Source organism: Eubacterium barkeri (assembly GCF_900107125.1).
GTDB lineage: Bacteria > Bacillota > Clostridia > Eubacteriales > Eubacteriaceae > Eubacterium_O > Eubacterium_O barkeri.
Genome location: NZ_FNOU01000033.1, coordinates 1 through 17,713 on the forward strand (window position 1 = coordinate 1; position 17,713 = coordinate 17,713).

Annotated in this window: 14 protein-coding genes and 1 riboswitch; of the genes, 4 read left to right on the forward strand and 10 right to left on the reverse strand. The window is 52.8% G+C overall.

All coding sequences use genetic code 11. The features are described 5' to 3' along the window. Positions 1-312 precede the first annotated feature (312 nt). The 5 genes from BLU30_RS13490 to BLU30_RS13510 all read right to left on the reverse strand — a co-directional run bounded on the left by BLU30_RS13490 (position 313) and on the right by BLU30_RS13510 (position 5,602). Positions 313-672 (reverse strand): cupin domain-containing protein, encoded by a 360-nt coding sequence (locus BLU30_RS13490; RefSeq protein WP_090247165.1) that lies wholly within the window; start codon positions 670-672, stop codon positions 313-315. Between the two features lie 94 nt (positions 673-766). Next, positions 767-1,201 carry an Rrf2 family transcriptional regulator gene (locus BLU30_RS13495; protein WP_090247166.1) on the reverse strand — a complete coding sequence of 145 codons (435 nt, stop codon included), beginning with the start codon at positions 1,199-1,201 and terminating at the stop codon, positions 767-769. A gap of 171 nt (positions 1,202-1,372) precedes the next feature. Then, positions 1,373-2,272, reverse strand: a complete 900-nt coding sequence (locus BLU30_RS14310) for a hypothetical protein (protein WP_176770954.1) — start codon at positions 2,270-2,272, stop codon at positions 1,373-1,375. A 177-nt stretch (positions 2,273-2,449) separates the two neighbouring features. Continuing rightward, positions 2,450-5,029 (reverse strand): selenium-dependent xanthine dehydrogenase, encoded by a 2,580-nt coding sequence (gene xdh / locus BLU30_RS13505; protein ID WP_090247168.1) that lies wholly within the window; start codon positions 5,027-5,029, stop codon positions 2,450-2,452. A gap of 12 nt (positions 5,030-5,041) precedes the next feature. Beyond that, positions 5,042-5,602, reverse strand: a complete 561-nt coding sequence (locus tag BLU30_RS13510) for a 4Fe-4S binding protein (RefSeq protein WP_090247169.1) — start codon at positions 5,600-5,602, stop codon at positions 5,042-5,044. A 274-nt stretch (positions 5,603-5,876) separates the two neighbouring features. Here BLU30_RS13510 and BLU30_RS13515 point away from each other — a divergent pair, with 274 nt between their 5' ends. Next, positions 5,877-7,118: a serine hydroxymethyltransferase gene (locus tag BLU30_RS13515; RefSeq protein WP_090247171.1), complete on the forward strand. Its 1,242-nt coding sequence runs from the start codon at positions 5,877-5,879 to the stop codon at positions 7,116-7,118. Between the two features lie 46 nt (positions 7,119-7,164). On the opposite strand, the gene BLU30_RS13520 is transcribed toward BLU30_RS13515, so the two are convergent. After that, entirely contained in the window at positions 7,165-8,139 is a 975-nt protein-coding gene (locus BLU30_RS13520) for an NYN domain-containing protein (RefSeq protein ID WP_090247172.1), read from the reverse strand. 151 nt (positions 8,140-8,290) lie between these two features. On the opposite strand from BLU30_RS13520, the gene BLU30_RS13525 reads away from it, so the two are divergent. The 3 genes from BLU30_RS13525 to BLU30_RS13535 all read left to right on the forward strand — a co-directional run bounded on the left by BLU30_RS13525 (position 8,291) and on the right by BLU30_RS13535 (position 13,544). Further along, on the forward strand, positions 8,291-8,698 hold the full coding sequence (locus BLU30_RS13525; protein ID WP_176770955.1) for a protease inhibitor I42 family protein: 408 nt from the start codon (positions 8,291-8,293) through the stop codon (positions 8,696-8,698). Positions 8,699-8,836: 138 nt separating this feature from the next. Next, positions 8,837-10,702, forward strand: a complete 1,866-nt coding sequence (locus tag BLU30_RS13530) for a glycerophosphodiester phosphodiesterase family protein (protein WP_090247175.1) — start codon at positions 8,837-8,839, stop codon at positions 10,700-10,702. A gap of 109 nt (positions 10,703-10,811) precedes the next feature. Then, a riboswitch (NiCo riboswitch) is annotated at positions 10,812-10,915 on the forward strand. 100 nt (positions 10,916-11,015) lie between these two features. Continuing rightward, positions 11,016-13,544 carry a cation-translocating P-type ATPase gene (locus BLU30_RS13535; RefSeq protein WP_090247177.1) on the forward strand — a complete coding sequence of 843 codons (2,529 nt, stop codon included), beginning with the start codon at positions 11,016-11,018 and terminating at the stop codon, positions 13,542-13,544. 69 nt (positions 13,545-13,613) lie between these two features. Here BLU30_RS13535 and BLU30_RS13540 read toward each other — a convergent pair whose 3' ends face one another. The 4 genes from BLU30_RS13540 to BLU30_RS13555 form a co-directional block, all read right to left on the reverse strand. Next, a complete protein-coding gene (locus BLU30_RS13540) occupies positions 13,614-16,226 on the reverse strand; it encodes a heavy metal translocating P-type ATPase (protein WP_242873595.1) in 2,613 nt (870 codons plus the stop codon). Positions 16,227-16,413: 187 nt separating this feature from the next. Then, a complete protein-coding gene (locus BLU30_RS13545) occupies positions 16,414-16,677 on the reverse strand; it encodes a metal-sensing transcriptional repressor (protein ID WP_090247180.1) in 264 nt (87 codons plus the stop codon). 109 nt (positions 16,678-16,786) lie between these two features. Beyond that, the gene (locus tag BLU30_RS13550; RefSeq protein ID WP_090247182.1) at positions 16,787-17,344 is read right to left on the reverse strand and encodes a DUF3795 domain-containing protein; all 558 of its coding nucleotides are present in this window, start codon (positions 17,342-17,344) and stop codon (positions 16,787-16,789) included. Positions 17,345-17,455: 111 nt separating this feature from the next. Then, on the reverse strand, positions 17,456-17,713 hold a 258-nt coding region (locus BLU30_RS13555; protein ID WP_090247185.1), incomplete at its 5' end, for a transcriptional regulator.

A 17,713-nucleotide genomic window follows, 5' to 3' on the forward strand; every position in this document is an offset into this window, starting at 1 on the left:
TCATAGATGAAGTCGAAGCTGATGGCTTCATCCACTAACCTTAGAATATGGTCCCTTGGTACGATGGTATCCATGGTGATGATCTGAGATTGTTCTCGTATGTTTTTTTCCCGTTTCGTCAGCATCTTTTTTTCCTCCGCTTTTGATGTTTTTATTATATCACGGATGACGTTCTCGCTTCTCTTCCAATCGAAAAAAAGCCATAGAAACTTTATGGGTTTCCATGGCTTTGTCGACAGTCTGAGGGGGTCGCAGGTTGCGACCCCCTTTTTTGTCGGAGTGGGAAAATCCATCTCCACCGATTCACGGCGACTATTCCTCTTCAATAACGGCGTCATCCATTGTATATCCTTCAAGGGAATTTTCTTTCACCTGGATACAGGCAAAACTGATTCCTGAATCCTCTGCTGCTGAGAATTGCCTTTTTGCCGCTGGGGAAATACGCACCCAGTCCCCAACAGCAAGCGCTACCCTTTCACCATCTATAATAGCCTTCCCCTTACCTGAAAGAACAACATAAATTTCTTCGTTCTGTTTATGGGAATGGACGAATGGTACCCCTGCACCCGCAGGCAAATTATTAATACTAACCTCTGCACCCGTCAGCGAAAGCTGATCGTGAAGCTCTGTTCGGGCATCCTGTGCCACACTGACTTTACTGAAATGTCCCATTACATAACCTCCAATGATTATTTAGTTGTAATACTTTTAATTACAACTAAATAATATCACCTTCGTATTGTAATGTCAATAGTTACAACTATTTTTATTGCCCCAAGTATTTTAGGGTATCCTTTCGGACATCTTCCATGGTGATGGATTCCAGTTCCTTTTCCATGGCATTTTGTACTTGAATGAGTCGATCATCAAGGATGAAATGAATATTTTTTCCAATGGGACACTCAATATTGGGGTTATCATGAAAATGAAATAATTCACCATTACCAACACATTCAACAGCTCTGTATATATCCAGAAAGGTAATGTCCTTCAGTGGTTTAGAAATGGATGCCCCACCCGATCCCCTTGTGACTTCCACCAGGCCTGCTGCTTTGAGTTGTCCAAGAATTTTTCTTACGATGACGGGATTAACATTTGTACTGCTTGCCAGAAAGCCACTGGTGACCTTATACGCATCTTTGAATGTATCAATACAGTCCAAAATATGAACTGCCAGGGTAAATCGGCTTGAAATCTGCATAAAAACACCTCACTTTCAATTAACATTATATTAACCCTCCATTGTCATGTCAATTATTACACCAACATGTCTATTGATCCTTAAATCTTATCCTCCTTTTTTTCGCGCGCGCCATTAAAAAAGAGGGGTGCCGCAGCACCTCCCTTTTGATTTCTCTTATGTGTGTGGAAATCATTCTTCGTCGTCGTAATCTCCACCATCGTCATAATCATCGCCACCGTCATCGTAATCTTCTTCATAATCATCGTCATCATCATATTCTTCATCGTCGTCGTACTCTTCGTTGTCTTCGTATTCTTCTTCGTCGTCATCATATTCTTCATCGTCGTCGTACTCTTCGTCGTCATCATACTCTTCATCGTCATCATACTCTTCATCGTCGTCGTATTCGTCGTCATCATCGTATTCGTCGTCGTATTCCTCCTCGTCATATTCTTCGAGGTATTCTTCGTATTCTTCGCTCTCTTCAAATTCTTCCCAATATTCTTCGCTGTATTCATAACCGTTTTCTTCACACCAGGCTTCCAGAGCGGCTGTTTCAGCTTTGGACTTTCCACCATTTCCGCCATTTCTTCCACTTCCACCACTTCGGGCACTGCTTTTCCGTCCACCATCGCTAGTACGTCTGCTGCCTGAACGGCCAGAGCCAGCTGAACGATTGGTGCGACCACCGCTCTGACGTGCTCCATCACTTTGGGATCGACTGCTGCTTTTCCGCTCACCACCGGCACGTCGTCCACCACTTCCACCACCAGCCAATTTAGCCAGTAATTCAGCCGCTTCGTCCCCATCCAGGGGCTCTCCATCTAAATCAGCATAGAGCAGGCCGTAGGTTTCTTCGTCAGCACTCAGCATAAACTGGACGCAAACGGCCTGACCGGAAAGATCCCCATTGAATTCCGCAATATAATCATCGGCTTCAATGGCGACATAGCCATCCTCACTGGCTTCCTCACAATAAAACATTTCCCAGGAACCCTTTCCCCTGAAAAGATCACCAATGGTACCGTAGTTTTCGTATTCTATTTCTAAAAGCGCCTTTTGTGCATTCCGTAAATTTTGATCTGACATGGATAATCCTCCTCGATTTTTTTCAATTATACCATCTTTCGAACCCCCATTTCTTTAAGTTGACCGGTACTTTACGGTCTTTTTTTGCCTTTCACGGCAGGTCTGTCTCCTGCCCATTTAAAAAAGCCAGAATCCGCGGATTCTGACTTTATGTTAACGACACGGGGCCGTCTCAGCTTATCGCTTCTTCGAATAATAGGTATCGACCATGGGCAGGTCCGGCCGAAGGATGTGATCCATGGCGTAGTAGGCGCCCTGGGCCGCTGGTGCGGTGGGGATCGTGGCAATTTCGCCAATGCCCTTGGCCCCGTAAGCCACCGGGAGCAGCTCATCCTTTTCCACATATATGGCGTGGATCTCAGGAATCTGGTTGGCACGCATCAATCCCAAGGTCCCGTATTTTGCCTGGGGCACACAATCCTTCAAGGGGAAGTCCTCGGTCAGGGCGTAGCCCAGCCCCATCAGGACACCACCTTCAATCTGACCCTGGATAGAAGTCGGGTTAACCACCTTCCCGGAATCGTGGGCGGCGTATACTTCGCTCACCTTTCCTTCATCGTCGAGAATCACCACATGGGTGGCATAGCCATAGGCAATGTGGCTCTTGGGATAGGGCACATCCGCCCCCAGCTTATCCGTCGGCTCAAAGTATTCATAGAAGAATTCTTCGCCCTCCAACTGCCTTAAATCCCCATCCACCGCCTTCAGGGCCAGGTCTAAATCAAGGGCTGCACCCCGGACCGCTTCTCCCGTAAGGAGGGTTTGGCGGGACCCTGAGGTCGTACCGGAATCCGGCGTCGTATCGGTATTGCTTCCCATATTCCGAATCTTGCCCAGGGGCAGGCCTGTGGTTTCTGACAGCATCTGGATGAACACGGTGGCACAGCCCTGGCCAATATCCGAGGCAGCAGCGTAAATTTCGACAATACCGTCCCGGACTAACAGCTTGGCCCGGCCTTTATCCGGCAGGCCGACTCCCACCCCTGCATTTTTCATGGCACAGGCGATTCCTGCCCGGCCAGGATGGCCTTCGTAGACTTCCTTAACCGCCTCCAGGGTTTCCTTCAGAGCCGTGGAGCAATCGGCAATCTGACCATTGGGCAGAACCTTCCCCGGCTCAATGGCATTGCGATAGCGGATTTCCCAGGGGGAGATTCCCACTTCCTCGGCCAGGAGGTTGATGATGGATTCCAGGGCGAATTCACTCTGACAAACCCCAAAGCCCCGGAAGGCCCCAGCTGGAGGATTATTGGTATAATAGCCGTAGCCCCGAATATCCGTGTTCTGATAACAATAGGGTCCCACGGAGTGGGTACACGCCCGTTCCAGAACCGGTCCACACAGGGAAGCGTAGGCCCCGGTATCGAAATTGATCTCACAGTCTAATCCCGTAAAGATTCCCTCTTCATCACAGCCCAGGGTAAAGGTGCCATCCATGGCATGGCGCTTAGGATGGAAGCACAGGGATTCCTGGCGACTAAACTTCGCCTTCACCGGCCGGCCAAAGTGATGGGCAGCCAGGGCGGCGATATGTTGGACGGAGACGTCCTCCTTACCCCCAAAGCCCCCACCGATGAGCTTGTTCTCCACGATGATGCGCTCAGGGTCCCAGCCAAACATAATGGCGACCTCTTTCCGGGTGTCATAGGCCCCCTGGTCCGTGGTGTAAATCTTCACCCCATCCTTATAGGGGAAGGCCACAGCACATTCCGGCTCCAGGAAGGCGTGCTCGGTAAAGGGCGTGGTAAACCGACGGGTAATGGTGTGTGCCGACTGGGCCAGGGCGGTTTTAGCATCCCCCCGGGTGACGTGCCGGGATTGGCAGAGATTGCCCCCTTCATGGATCTTCGGAGCATCTGCCGCCGCTGCCTCAGCGATATTCCGGACTGGCTCCAGAACCTCGTAGTCGATTTTAACCAGTTTTTTAGCCTTTTCAAGGATTGCTTCGGATTCCGCCACCACCAGGCAAATGGCATCTCCCACACAGCGGGTAATATCCCCCTGGGCAATCATGACATCCCAGTCCTGCTGGATATGGCCCACCTTGTTATTGGGAACATCCTCTGCGGTGAGAACCCCCAGTACCCCCGGCAAGGCCAGGGCCTTTTCGGCATTGATGGCCACCACCCGGGCTCTGGGATATTTGGAACGGACAGCGGAAACATGGGCCATGTTGTCCATGCGGATATCGTCGGGGTACTCCCCGTAGCCCAACACCTTCTTACGCACATCGATGCGGAAGGCCCGTTTCCCGACGCCGTAGTCTTCCCCGGCCTCAAGCTCTGATTCCACGGCAACCTCACCCCTTAGGATCTCAGCCACCATCTGGATACCCTCGATAATCTTCTTATAGCCGGTACACCGGCAGATATTGCCCTTGAGGGCAATTTTAATATCCTCCTCCGTGGGGTTGAGATTCTGGTCCAGGAGGGCCTTCCCCGCCATCACCATTCCTGGGATACAGAAGCCACACTGCACCGATCCCTTGGCCCCAAAGGCGTATACAAAGGCTTCCTTTTCGACTTCGCTTAAACCCTCAGTGGTAAGGATATTCTTTCCCTGGGCCCGTTTCGTGGTGAGTACACAGGATTTCACCGCCTTGCCATCCACAATGATGGTACAGGTTCCACAGGCCCCCTCACTACAACCATCTTTAACAGAGAACAGATCCAGGTCATCCCGGAGATAACGCAGTAAAGGCTTATCCTCGCTGGTTGCCCGTTCAACACCATTAACAATAAAACGATATTCGGCCATTGTCCTTCCCCCTTATCTGATTTCCGCTAACACAGTCAAAATGCCATTGCCATCGACGATGGCCCCCCGGGGGCACTTCACTGCACACATCCCACAGGCGATGCAGTGTTCTTCGTCAATCACGGCGCAGTGATCCACCACGGTGATGGCTCCTGCCGGACAATTCTTCTCACAGATGCCACAGGCAATACAGCCCGTGGTACAGTCCTTACGGGTCTGGGCGCCTGCCGCTTCACTGGCACAGTGAACCGCGATGGTGTTTTCTGCCGGCACCAGCTCAATAAGCTGCCGGGGGCAAGCCGCCACGCATAATCCACAGCCCACACAGGACTCAGTATCCACCGCAGCCACCCCAGCATCTGTCATTCCCAGGGCACCCACCTTACAGGCCAATACACAGCTTCCGCCGCCCAGGCAGCCGTAGCTACAGGCTCTCAGCCCCTCAGGATATGCCTCTAAAAGCCCCTCGCAGGCCACACCAGAAGTCAGAACGACTCCCTCCTTCAAGCTGCTCCCGCCGCCGCAGTGGACGACTGCCATTTTCTTTGGTCGTTTTTTCCGTTCTCTACCCATTGATAACACCTCTCACTCGCTTTTACACGTTACTCAAATCTCAGAGTTTGATATTTATTTATCGTTCTTTAATAATAATATATTATCATCACAGCCCATCGATTGCAAGAATTTTATACCCCCCTAAGGAAACCTGAAAATAGGTGTAATTCTGAAATTCTCTTGAAAATTGAAAACGGATAGATTTTACTTAATTGATGCATTAAACTATGCAAACCCCTAATTTTGTGTTAGAATGAAACACAATTGTATTTGTCAATTAACAGGAGGAACTATGAAATACCAACACGTCCAAGCCACTGATCCCGAAATCTATGCCTTGATGGCCGATGAGCTCCATCGCCAACAGAGCCATTTAGAATTGATTGCTTCTGAGAACTTTGTTTCCGAGGCGGTGATGGAAGCCATGGGCAGCCATCTGACCAACAAGTATGCCGAGGGGCTTCCCGGTGCCCGCTATTACGGCGGCTGCTGCCACGTGGATGATGTGGAACGCATCGCCATCGCCCGGGCTAAAACCCTCTTCGGCGCCGACCATGCCAATGTCCAGCCCCACTCCGGTGCCCAGGCCAATACGGCGGTCTATTTCGCCATGTTAAATCCCGGGGATACGGTCCTCGGCATGAGCCTTGATCACGGCGGCCATCTCACCCATGGCAGCAAGGTCAACCTCTCGGGAAAATACTTTAACTTCATCTCCTATGGTGTCGACCCCGAATCCGAAACCATCGATTACGCTCAGATTGGGGATTACATTCAGGAATACCGGCCGAAGCTGGTGGTCGTGGGGGCCTCTGCCTATCCCCGGGCCATCGACTTCAAACGCATTGCAGAACTCTGCCGGGACGGCGGTGCCCTGATGATGGTGGATATGGCCCACATTGCCGGACTGGTGGCCGCTGGACTCCATGAATCCCCAGTGCCCTATGCGGATTTTGTCACCACCACCACCCATAAGACCCTGCGGGGTCCCCGGGGCGGCCTGATCTTATGTAAAGCAGAGTATGCGGCTAAAATCGATAAGGCGGTCTTCCCAGGCACCCAGGGGGGGCCACTGATGCACATTATCGCTGCTAAGGCCGTGTGCTTTAAGGAAGCCCTATCCGATGATTTCAAGGCCTACCAAGGCCAAATTGTTGCCAATGCCAGGGTTCTGGCCGAAGCCCTCACCGCCAAGGGCTTTCGCATCGTCTCCGGGGGAACGGATAACCACCTGATGTTAGTGGATGTCAGTGCTGTGGGGATGACGGGCCGGGATGCCGACGATATTCTGGGCAGTGTCAATATCACCGCCAATAAAAACGCCATCCCCTTCGATAAGCAAAAGCCCACCATCGCCAGCGGCGTCCGGGTAGGGACACCGGCTGTCACCTCCCGGGGCCTGGTGGAAGGGGATATGGCCATCATTGCTGATATCTTCGAGCTGGCCCTGATTAAGAAGGACTTAGAGGGTGCCCGGGCCTTGGTCAAGACCTTGACAGACAAGTACCCCCTGTACCCCGATATCCACATGTAATGGACATTAAAAAAACCAGGACCATCCGGTCCTGGTTTTTTTATATCTACTTCCGAATGGCCCGATTCCCTTGGTACCCCCGGTCAACAATGGAGATGCCGGAGATGCTTTGGACAAATTTGGAAAACTTGGAGTAACCCTTATCCTTAAAGCTAAAGCGCGGGAAGGCATCGTGGACCAGATTCCCCAGATAGCCAAGCTCAATGCCATCCCGGCCACTCTGGGCCACCTTGGCCCGCACGAATTCCACCACCTCACTGCTGGTATCCTGGTTGCCCTTTAAGGCCACATGGATGCTGCGGCTGGTCTGCTGGAGGACAAAGCGGTTGGATTCCTCCAGAAATTTAGACAGCAAGCTGTAGCCGTAGTTTCGCACATCAAAATCGGGATACTTATTGTTTAAGCGGCTGCCCACCTCACCAAGCCCCGTATTCTTCCCCTTGTTTTCATTCTCGGTGATGATATTGGCAATGGTATTCTCTATGGCCTTTTTAGAGGTCCGCTGACTCTTCTTCTGGCGTTGGCCGTTGTCCGTACTGGCTGCGGTATCGCCGCCTTCATCCTCAGATTCTACATCGGCTTCGTAGGTATCTAAAACATTCTCCAGGCTGGTGAACTTGGTACAGGCGTTGCGAAAGGCGTAGGGCGTCTTTTCCTCCCCCATGCCCACCACCATCATCCCGGATTCTCGGAGGCGGCTGGCCAACCGGGTGAAATCCGAGTCACTGGAGACGATGGCAAATCCGTCCACGCTCCCGCCATAGAGAATATCCATGGCATCGATAATCAGGGCTGAGTCCGTAGCGTTCTTCCCACTGACATTGCAAAACTGCTGGATGGGGGTGATGGAGTTGGAAAGCAGCTCCTCCTTCCACTTCCCCGAGGTGGTGGCTGTCCAATCCCCGTAGATGCGTTTGTAGGTAATGACCCCATAATTCGTCATTTCGTTCAGGATGCCAGCGATGTATTTAGCTGAGATATTATCCCCATCGATGAGCAACGCGAATCGTTTCTCTTCCATTTATATTCCTCCGAATTTTTATTCTTGTCGACATTATTATTGTACTTTATTATACCACAGTTTTGAATCCACGCCAAAGAGGCTAAAAAATATAACGCTTTTTTAAGCAAAAGGGTGTAAACTGACCCCATCGGATAAAGGAGGTACTATTGTGAAAAAGGCACATTTACTTTTAGGGGGTGTCACCATCCTGATCGCAATCCTTTGTGGCTGCTCTGCCCGGGGAACCACCACCGAGACCAAGGTCGGAGCCAGCTTTGAAGGCAAAACCGTTATCATCACCCTGACGGAAAACCCCAGCACTGGCTACACCTGGTCCTACGCCATTGCAGACCCGAATATCCTCAGCTTTTCCAACGACATCTACGCCCCGGAGGACACGGCGGGCAAGACCACCGGCAGCGGCGGGACCCACACCTATACCTTCCTTGGCATCGCCCCGGGAACCACTACCATCACCATGACAGAAAAGCGTGATTGGGAAGGTGGCGATATTGCCCAAACCCAAACTTTTACAGTAACCGTCAGTACCGATGGCCAGATTGAATCCATCAACTAGCCATTATTTCATACCCTCTCTCCTCGTCGGGGCGGCGCCTGTCGCTCCGACTTTTTTATAGGCCTCAATGGAGGATTATTGCTTAAATCCTGAATTTTCGGTATACTATTAGAAAATCATCCCTACTAAAGGAGGCTTATGATGTCCACACGACCTGCACCTCAATCCCTTCGGGGAGAACTCCGGCGCTACGCCCTCAATTTCTGGCCTCTGCTTCTTTTTGAGATGCTCTATTACACGGTTGGCGCCTTCGGCCTCAAGCCCCTGAATGGCCTTATCATCAACAAAGCCTTACTCTATTCCAATCTGAACTATCTCCAAGGCTCCAATCTGACCACGGTTGCTTCCAATCCCCTGGTGATTGCTGCCGCTTTATTGCTGCTTTTTTTAAATGCTTTTTTCATCCTTTTAGAATTCACCACCGTCATTCTTTGTTTGTATGAAAGCCACAATGGCCGTAGGGTCCAGCTTTTTCCCCTTATTGCCACAGGGATTCGCCGGGCTGCCCAAATCTTTAAACCGAAAAACTGGATTGCCATCCTCTTTCTTCTCCTGATTTTACCCTTTGTGGATTTTGGTTTAAGCTCCAATTATTTCCACGGGATGACCATTCCGGGGTTCATCATGTCTTATATTTATGAAGCCCCTGTGCTGACCGTCTCCTTTGCCGCCCTCACCTTGCTACTCTTTCTTCTGGCCCTGCGCATCCTCTATGCCTTCCACTTCTTTACTCTGGAAGGCGATTCCTTCATTAAAAGCGCCATAAAAAGCCACCACTTCATCCACAAGCACCTTATTCGAACCCTTTGGCGATGTATTGTCATCCGGATCATCCTCATCCTGATGGTCTTTTTCACCATTCTGGCTTTTTTGATTTTCTTCGCCATTATCCTGGGAATTTCAGGTGCTCTGGGGGCCTTAATTGATCCCCATACTACCCTCTCCACCGGCAATACCATTTTACTTGCCTTCCTGGCCCTCATTGGGACCCTGGGTCTAACCGCAGTGGCCGTCATTGAAACGCCTCTTATTTTAGCCGTCCTGACAGCCTCCTTCTATCAGTGGTCCCCACCAGGTTCCCTCCCCACAGCACCCATCGTTCCAGAACGGCCGGTTGGCTTCTGGACCCGGCCCCGAAAGATTATCCTCTGTGTCCTCGTCCTCCTTGTCGCCTTTGGGGGAAAGTACCTGGCCGTCCTGGGTACCTTTAACGGCGATACCCTCAATACCCTTTTTTCAGGTCCACTGATTGCCGGGCATCGGGGAAATTCCACCGAAACCCCGGAAAACACCCGGGCCGCCCTGGAGAAGGCCATCGCCGAGGGGGCGGATTATGTGGAAATTGATGTGTGTCAAACCGCCGACGGCGTCTTAGTCGTCTCCCATGACAGCAACCTTTCCCGCCTTGCCGGAATGGATATCAACATCTGGGAAACCAATTACGCGGACTTAAAGGATCTGGATATCGGCAGCCACTTCAGTCCCGAATTTGCCAATGAACGACTGATGACCCTGGACGAAGCTATTGCCCTCTGTGATGGTCGAATTAAAATGAATATCGAGCTCAAGCCCACCGCCCACGATGTGGATTTTGTGAAGCACGCTGTCGCCATCTTCCAAAAGCATAACTTTTACAACAAGGGGTTCTTTGCCTCCCTGGATTATAACACCCTGAAGGCCGTGGAGGAAACGGACCCCCAAATCGACACCTGCCTCAACACCTTTATTGCCCTGGGAAATTTAGAGCTCCTCCCCGTGGATATTTACAGCGTCGAGGCCACCTTTGCCACCGAAGACCTCCTCACCCGTGTTCATCATGCGAATAAGCAGCTCTGGGTGTGGACCGTGGATGACGAGGACCAGATTGACAAAATGGTGGAGCTTGGCGTCGACGCCATTGTGACGGATTCCCCGGGCACTGCACAAACCTATATTAAGGAAAATGCCCCCGATCAAAGTCAAATCTTCTTCAGTGCCGTTATAAAGCTTTTTAGTGGTCTTTAAACACCAGTCCCCCAGATTCCTTATTTTTCTTTATTTTTTGATATCGTGACTTGACAACAGCGGGCCGAAGCCTTATACTAAGCTAAACTCTTTGCACTGCAAGAAAAATACAGTACAAACTGAGCAGGCGATGCACCTGGAAACAGGTCATGGGGCCGGGCCACGAATTGTGGCAGCAGCGTGTGACGAACAAAAGGCACCTGTGGGACAGTAATGTTCTACGGGTGCCTTTTTGTATCTTGTAACCGCCAACCCCCGCAGAACAAATCCGCAAGACGTAAAGAGTAATCACATCCATATTCCGGAGGTAATTATGAACGACCTGCAAAAGATTCAGGGCCTGACGACGGCCGAGGCAACGGCCCAACAGGCCAAATGGGGAAAGAACGAACTGGTCCCTCAGAAGAAGCAAAACTTCTTCCTAAAGGTTCTCCACATCATCGCGGAGCCCATGTTCCTGCTGCTGCTGGCTGCCGCCATTATCTACTTCATCCTGGGGGAACCCCGGGACGGTGCCATCATGCTCATCTTCGTCATCGGCATCATCACCATTGATGTTATCCAGGAATGGAAGACGGACAAGACTCTCACCGCCCTGCGGGATTTATCCGCCCCCCATGTCAGTGTCATACGGGACGGGGTGGAGAGATCCATCCCCAGCGTGGATCTGGTCCCCGGGGACATCATGCTCCTCTCCGAGGGCATCAAGATCCCTGCCGATGGCACCATTTTAAAATGCAATGACTTCTGCGTGGATGAATCCTCCCTCACCGGGGAGTCCATGGGCGTGTGGAAGGTGCCGGAGGACGCCGCCCCTAAACTGGGGCCCGGAGAATACTGGCGTACCGACTACTGCTACGGGGGCACCCTGGTAACCCAGGGCACCGCCATGGTCCGGGTGGACCAGATCGGTGCCCGCACCGAATACGGCAAAATTGGCGCCGGTGTGGCCAGCGCCCCCCAGGAGGACACGCCCCTGCAAAAGCAAACCGGCCGTCTGGTCAAACTCTGCGCCGGTATCGCCGGGGTTCTCTTCGCCCTGGTGGGCATCCTCAACTTTATCAACCTCGCCGAGCTGCCCCTGCACTCCCGCATCATCGAATCCATCCTCTCCGGCATCACCCTGGCCATGGCCATGATCCCCGAGGAATTCCCAGTTATCCTGACGGTATTTCTCTCCATGGGAGCCTGGCGCCTGGCCAAGAACAACGCCCTGGTGCGCCGCCTCCCCTCCGTGGAAACCCTGGGGGCCGTGTCCGTGCTCTGCGTGGATAAAACCGGGACCATCACCCAGAACCGCATGACCGTCACCGAAGCCTGGGCCCAGGACGGCGATGCACAAAAGCTCATCCGTACCATGGGTATGGGTTGCGAAACCGACGCCTACGACCCCATGGAAAAGGCCATGCTCCGCTATTGCGAAGAGCATGGCTTCACCCCGGGGGACCTCTTTGACGGCACCCTTGTGACCGAATACCCCTTCACCAATGAAACCAAGATGATGGGCCACGTCTGGCAGCGTCCCGAGGGCATCCTCCTGGCTGCCAAGGGCTCGCCGGAACGCCTGCTGCCCCTCTGCCATTTATCTGAAGAGGCCCGCATCCAGGTGGAGGCCCAGCTGGATGCCTTCTCCCGCCAGGGGCTCCGGGTCATCGCCGTGGCCCAGGCGGATTATCCCTCTGCCGATGCCGTCCCGACAGAACTGTCGGATAACCGCCTCACCTTCCTGGGGCTCATCGGCCTCTCCGATCCCCCGCGGCCCACAGTGGCAGCCGACATCGCCCGATGCAACGCCGCCGGCATCCGCGTGGTCATGATCACCGGAGACAACGGCATCACCGCCTCGGCCATCGCCAAGACCATCGGCATGCCCCATGCCGACAATATCATCACCGGGGATATGCTGGAAACCATGGATGATGCTGCCCTCCGGGAGGCCATCAAGACGACCAACATCTTCTCCCGGGTTATCCCCGAGCACAAGATGCGCATCGTCCGGGCCTTTAAGGAAAACGGTCAGATCGTAGCCATGACCGGGGACGGGGTCAATGACGCGTCGGCCCTCAAGTACGCCGATATCGGCATCGCCATGGGCAAGCGGGGCAGTGAGGTCTCCCGGGAAGCCGCGGACCTCATTCTTATGGATGACGATTTTTCCACCATCGTGGATACGGTTAAAGACGGTCGGCGTATCTTTGATAATATCCGCCGGGCCGTGGGCTATGTGTTCACCATCCACATCCCCATCGCTTTCTCGGCACTGCTGGGGCCCCTGCTGGGCATATCCCCCGGCGCCCTGCTCCTCCTGCCCCTGCACGTGGTGCTGCTGGAGCTGGTCATTGACCCCACCTGCTCCATCGTCCTGGAACGGGAACCCGCAGAGCAGGATATCATGGAACGGCCACCCCGAAATCCAGAAGAACCGCTCCTGGACCGGCGCACCCTCACCAAAAGCATCATCCAGGGGCTGTGCATCTTCGCCGCCTCCTTCGGTACCTATTTCGCCGTGCTGGCTGGAAATCCAGCAAACGCCCCCATGGGCCGGGCCATGGCTTTAACCATTATCATTGTCGCCAACCTGCTCTTAGTCTTTGTGAATTGCTCCGACCATGACAGTATTCTCACCGCCATGGGGCGGCTGGTTAAGGATAAGGTCATGTGGGCCGTGGGACTGGGCACTGTAGCCATCCTGCTCCTCATCCTCTACAGCCCCTTAAACCAGCTCCTCAAGCTGGCGGCCCTCACCCCCGGGCAGTTCTTCTTCTCCCTGGGCCTGGGCGTGGCCTGCGTCATCTGGTACGAGGTGGTGAAGACAGTGCGGCGGAGTCGCCAGCACCAGTAAGACCGTTTTCTGAACAAACCCCATCTTCAAAAACAACGAAGACCGCCAATTAAGGCGGTCTTTTTAGCATTAATCGATGGCTGTCACCGTAAAGCCGGCATCCGCCACTGCCTTCTTCAGACGGTCCGGAGAGACATCCCCCGGAGCCTGGACCATGGCAGTCCCCTTATCCAAATCTACAATAGCCTGAACACCGGGAATGGCTTCCAGGGCCGCTTTCACACTGCCCACACAGTGCATACAGTTCATGCCATTAATTTTTAAAGTCATCATTTTAAGTTCCTCCTTTAAGGTACTTTCATTATTTTCAGATTGCAGAACAGCCTTAACTTCCGGGGCATCCTGGACTTTTGGAGCCGGTGCCACACTTGTCTTCTTAAGCTTGAGCCCCTTCAATCTCAGGGCGTTGAGCACCACACAAACACTGGATAAGCTCATGGCCAGAGCCCCCAGCATGGGACTTAACCGCATTCCCAAGGCGGGATATAAAACCCCAGCGGCAATGGGAATGCCAATCACATTGTAGAAAAAGGCCCAGAAGAGGTTTTCCTTGATGTTCCTAATGACTGAGCGACTCAGACGAATGGCGGCGGACACATCCGTAAGACCACTGTGCATGAGCACGATATCGGCACTTTCAATGGCCACATCCGTCCCGGCACCAATGGCCATGCCCACATCCGCTGCCGCCAGGGCCGGGGCATCATTGATGCCGTCCCCCACCATGGCCACCTGATGACCCTCTGCCTTCAGGCGCTGGATTTCCTTTTCTTTATCCGCCGGCAGCACCCCGGCCACCACCCGGCCGATGCCGGCCTGGGCCCGGATGGCCTCAGCGGTCTTGGCATTATCCCCAGTGAGCATCACCACGGAAAGGCCCATGGCCTTCATCTCTGCCACTGCCGCCACACTGTCTGCCTTAATGGCATCGGCCACGGCGATGATGCCCAATACCTGGGTATCGTCAAAGAATATAAGGGGCGTTCTTCCCAATTCCGATAGTTTATCCACATTATCCACAATTGTGGATAAGTCTGTGGACAAATCTGTGGATAATGCCGAATCCTTCAGCAGGCGCAGGTTTCCGCCATAAACCATGCGGCCGGCAATGCGGCCTTCCACCCCCATGCCCAACAGCGCCTTGAAATCTGACACCGTCGGCAGTGACAGTCTCTGTTCCGCCACATAATCCACCACGGCATCCGCCAGGGGATGACCACTGGGAGCCTCCAATGCCCCGGCCAGTGCCAGAAAATCCGGTTCCGACAGGCCCGCTTGCAGCACCTGCACATCAGTCACTACGGGCTTACCCGTGGTGATGGTCCCGGTTTTATCCAGCACCACCGTATCCACCTTACAGGCTGTTTCCAAGGCATCCCCACTTTTGATGAGGATGCCGTTTTCCGCACCCTTACCCGTGCCCACCATGATGGCCACCGGTGTGGCCAATCCCAGGGCACAGGGGCAGGAGATCACCAGCACCGCAATGCCAATGGACAGGGCGAATTCAAAGGTCGAACCGCTCACCAGCCAGAAGATGGTAGCCCCCAGAGCAATGACCATCACCACCGGAACGAAAATCCCGGCAATCTGGTCTGCCAGGTGGGCGATGGGTGCCTTGCTGGCACTGGCCTCCTGGACCAAGCGGATGATTTCCGAAAAAGCGGTGTCCTCACCGACCTTCGTGGCCCGTACTTTTAAAAAGCCAGAGGTATTAATGGTCGCGGCAATGACCGCATCTCCGGTGCTCTTTTCCACCGGAATGCTTTCCCCGGTGATGGCGGCTTCATCCACGGCGCTTTGGCCCTCCACCACCACCCCATCGACTGGAATGCTGGCCCCGGGGCGCACCACGCAGATTTCATCCACCCGAACGCTGTCCGCAGGGACCTCCACCTCTACACCATCCCGGATAACCATGGCGGTCTTCGGGGAGAGGTCGATGAGCTTGGAAATGGCCTCGCTGGTCTTGCCCTTGGCCCGGGCTTCCAGGTACTTCCCCAGGGTAATGAGGGCTAAGATCATCGCTGCCGATTCAAAATACAGATCCATATGATATTGGTGGACCACAGCCATCTCCCCGGCCCCCAGGGCCCAACTCATACGGTACAGGGCGAATACCCCGTAGACCAGGGCGGCACCGGAGCCCACCGCAATGAGACTATCCATATTAGGGGCTCGATGCCAAAGGGTTTTAAAACCCGTGCTGTAATACTTCCGATTCACCACCACCACGGGCAGGGTGAGGAGAAACTGGGTAAAGGCAAAGGATACCGAATTCTCCATTCCCGTTAAAAATCCCGGCAGGGGCAGGCCCACCATGCTTCCCATGGAAACATACATGAGGGGAATGAGGAAGGCAAAGGACACGATGATGCGGTGTTTCATTTCCTTAATGGCCATCTCCGCTACATTGGTTGGAGCCCCCTGGACCGTCTGGCCCGAAGCTTTTCCGGCCGTATTTTCAGCCATCACCGGCACTGCCCCATACCCAGCCTTTTCCACCGCATCCACAATGCCCTGGGCATCCACCGCCGCCGGGTCATATTCCACCGTCATGGAATTGGTCAGCAGGTTCACCGCCGCCGTCTCCACGCCTTCCAGACCATCCACCGCCTTCTCCACCCGGGTGGAGCACGATGAACAGGTCATCCCTGTAATATCAAAACGCTCTTTTTCCATTGTTGTTACCTCAATTCTCATCAATCTCACTACGACGCTGTCCAAAAAGTTTCCCTACAGACGTCCGTTATTTGAATACAGTCAGCATCGACTTGACGCGAACAGCTTTGCTGTCCGCGGAGCGGAGACCAGAATGTATTCATATAACGGACGTCGACCACTACCTAGGACGACAGCGCTCCTATGACTACTTCATAATTTTATCCAGAGTGGCCACCAACTCGTCCACCTTCTCCTCCATCTCCTCCTCCGTCCGGGCATTCTTGACACAGGATTTCAGATGAGCGGAGAGGACCTCCTTATTGGCCCGACGCAGCACCGATTGGGAGGCCATAAGCTGCTGGGAGATATCCATGCAGTACCGATCCTCCTCCACCATCTTGATAATCCCATCGATCTGGCCCCGGGCCGTTTTGAGCAGCCTTAAAACTTGCTGTGAATTTGCTTGCATTTTCCTTAACTCCCTACACCCCAGGGGGGTGTTTTTTCTTTTAATAATAAACCCTCCCTGACACATTGTCAAGGAGGGCGAACTTTGTTTAAGGATTTTTGAGGTTTGCTTATTTCACTTTTGATGGCTTCTTATTCATCTTTAGTATAATGTCTTTTTCTTTTGCCACAGCTTCGAAGCACTCGACTGTAACCGAGGCCTTCTTCTTAACCGTCATTTCTCGGGTAATGCGTTCCCTTATCTGTTGCATAACCTTCTCAATGTCTGACAAATCGAGCAGGTTAATGGCAAGACAGAAGAAAGTCTTTTTGCGTCCGTCATTGAAATTGGCAAGAAGGTATTGTAGTATCTGCGATTTCTGTTCAAGCTCCTCCCGATACGTATCACTTCCGAGCCTTGTCATCTTAGCCATGTCCGAGATTTGATTTCGATGGGTGATAAATGAATCAAATTGCGTGATGCCGTTATATTTCGGACAAGGGTAGCTTGCACATTCGGAACAATATTCAAATCCGCCGTGCGCGATGCTGCACCTTGCAATAGAACAGCCTTGATTGCCATCACCTCCGCCACATCCGGGACAATGTCCGCCAATCCGCATGGTGCAGAGGGTACAGTTAAGTCCGCATAATGAAAAGGACAAATCTCTTCTTTTGAAGTTTTTCATCTGATTCCTCCACAACTTCCAATTTGTATGTTTCTATGAGCCAATTGTATCATATCGCCAACAATATTAGGCGCAAATATGCGACTGCCTGTCCCCTTCTGTCATGATCCTCTATTTTTTCTTCCGAGGCTTTGGCACCGGGATGATTGTCTTCAAAATAGCAATGATCGCCTGGCACAAAGCCCGGTCCTCGATGTCGAGGATATAGTGGACCTTTGCCCCTTTATAAGGGGTGCCAGTGTCGGCACCCTGCATCATGTCTCCGATTTCCGGTAGTATTTTAACAAAGACGGTGTTGTCACAGACCAGCAGTACCGGCCGATCCTCCACGTAAACCATGTATTCTCCGAACATCTTGCGATAGCGGAT

What these genes read in the sequence shown, in the direction of transcription:
- BLU30_RS13510 (WP_090247169.1), bottom strand. Translation starts at nt 5,602, where the DNA reads ATGGGTAGAGAACGGAAAAAACGACCAAAGAAAATGGCAGTCGTCCAC.
- BLU30_RS13540 (WP_242873595.1), bottom strand. Translation starts at nt 16,226, where the DNA reads ATGGAAAAAGAGCGTTTTGATATTACAGGGATGACCTGTTCATCGTGC.
- xdh (WP_090247168.1), bottom strand. Translation starts at nt 5,029, where the DNA reads ATGGCCGAATATCGTTTTATTGTTAATGGTGTTGAACGGGCAACCAGC.
- BLU30_RS13495 (WP_090247166.1), bottom strand. Translation starts at nt 1,201, where the DNA reads ATGCAGATTTCAAGCCGATTTACCCTGGCAGTTCATATTTTGGACTGT.
- BLU30_RS13535 (WP_090247177.1), top strand. Translation starts at nt 11,016, where the DNA reads ATGAACGACCTGCAAAAGATTCAGGGCCTGACGACGGCCGAGGCAACG.
- BLU30_RS13515 (WP_090247171.1), top strand. Translation starts at nt 5,877, where the DNA reads ATGAAATACCAACACGTCCAAGCCACTGATCCCGAAATCTATGCCTTG.
- BLU30_RS13490 (WP_090247165.1), bottom strand. Translation starts at nt 672, where the DNA reads ATGGGACATTTCAGTAAAGTCAGTGTGGCACAGGATGCCCGAACAGAG.
- BLU30_RS13545 (WP_090247180.1), bottom strand. Translation starts at nt 16,677, where the DNA reads ATGCAAGCAAATTCACAGCAAGTTTTAAGGCTGCTCAAAACGGCCCGG.
- BLU30_RS13530 (WP_090247175.1), top strand. Translation starts at nt 8,837, where the DNA reads ATGATGTCCACACGACCTGCACCTCAATCCCTTCGGGGAGAACTCCGG.
- BLU30_RS14310 (WP_176770954.1), bottom strand. Translation starts at nt 2,272, where the DNA reads ATGTCAGATCAAAATTTACGGAATGCACAAAAGGCGCTTTTAGAAATA.
- BLU30_RS13550 (WP_090247182.1), bottom strand. Translation starts at nt 17,344, where the DNA reads ATGAAAAACTTCAAAAGAAGAGATTTGTCCTTTTCATTATGCGGACTT.
- BLU30_RS13520 (WP_090247172.1), bottom strand. Translation starts at nt 8,139, where the DNA reads ATGGAAGAGAAACGATTCGCGTTGCTCATCGATGGGGATAATATCTCA.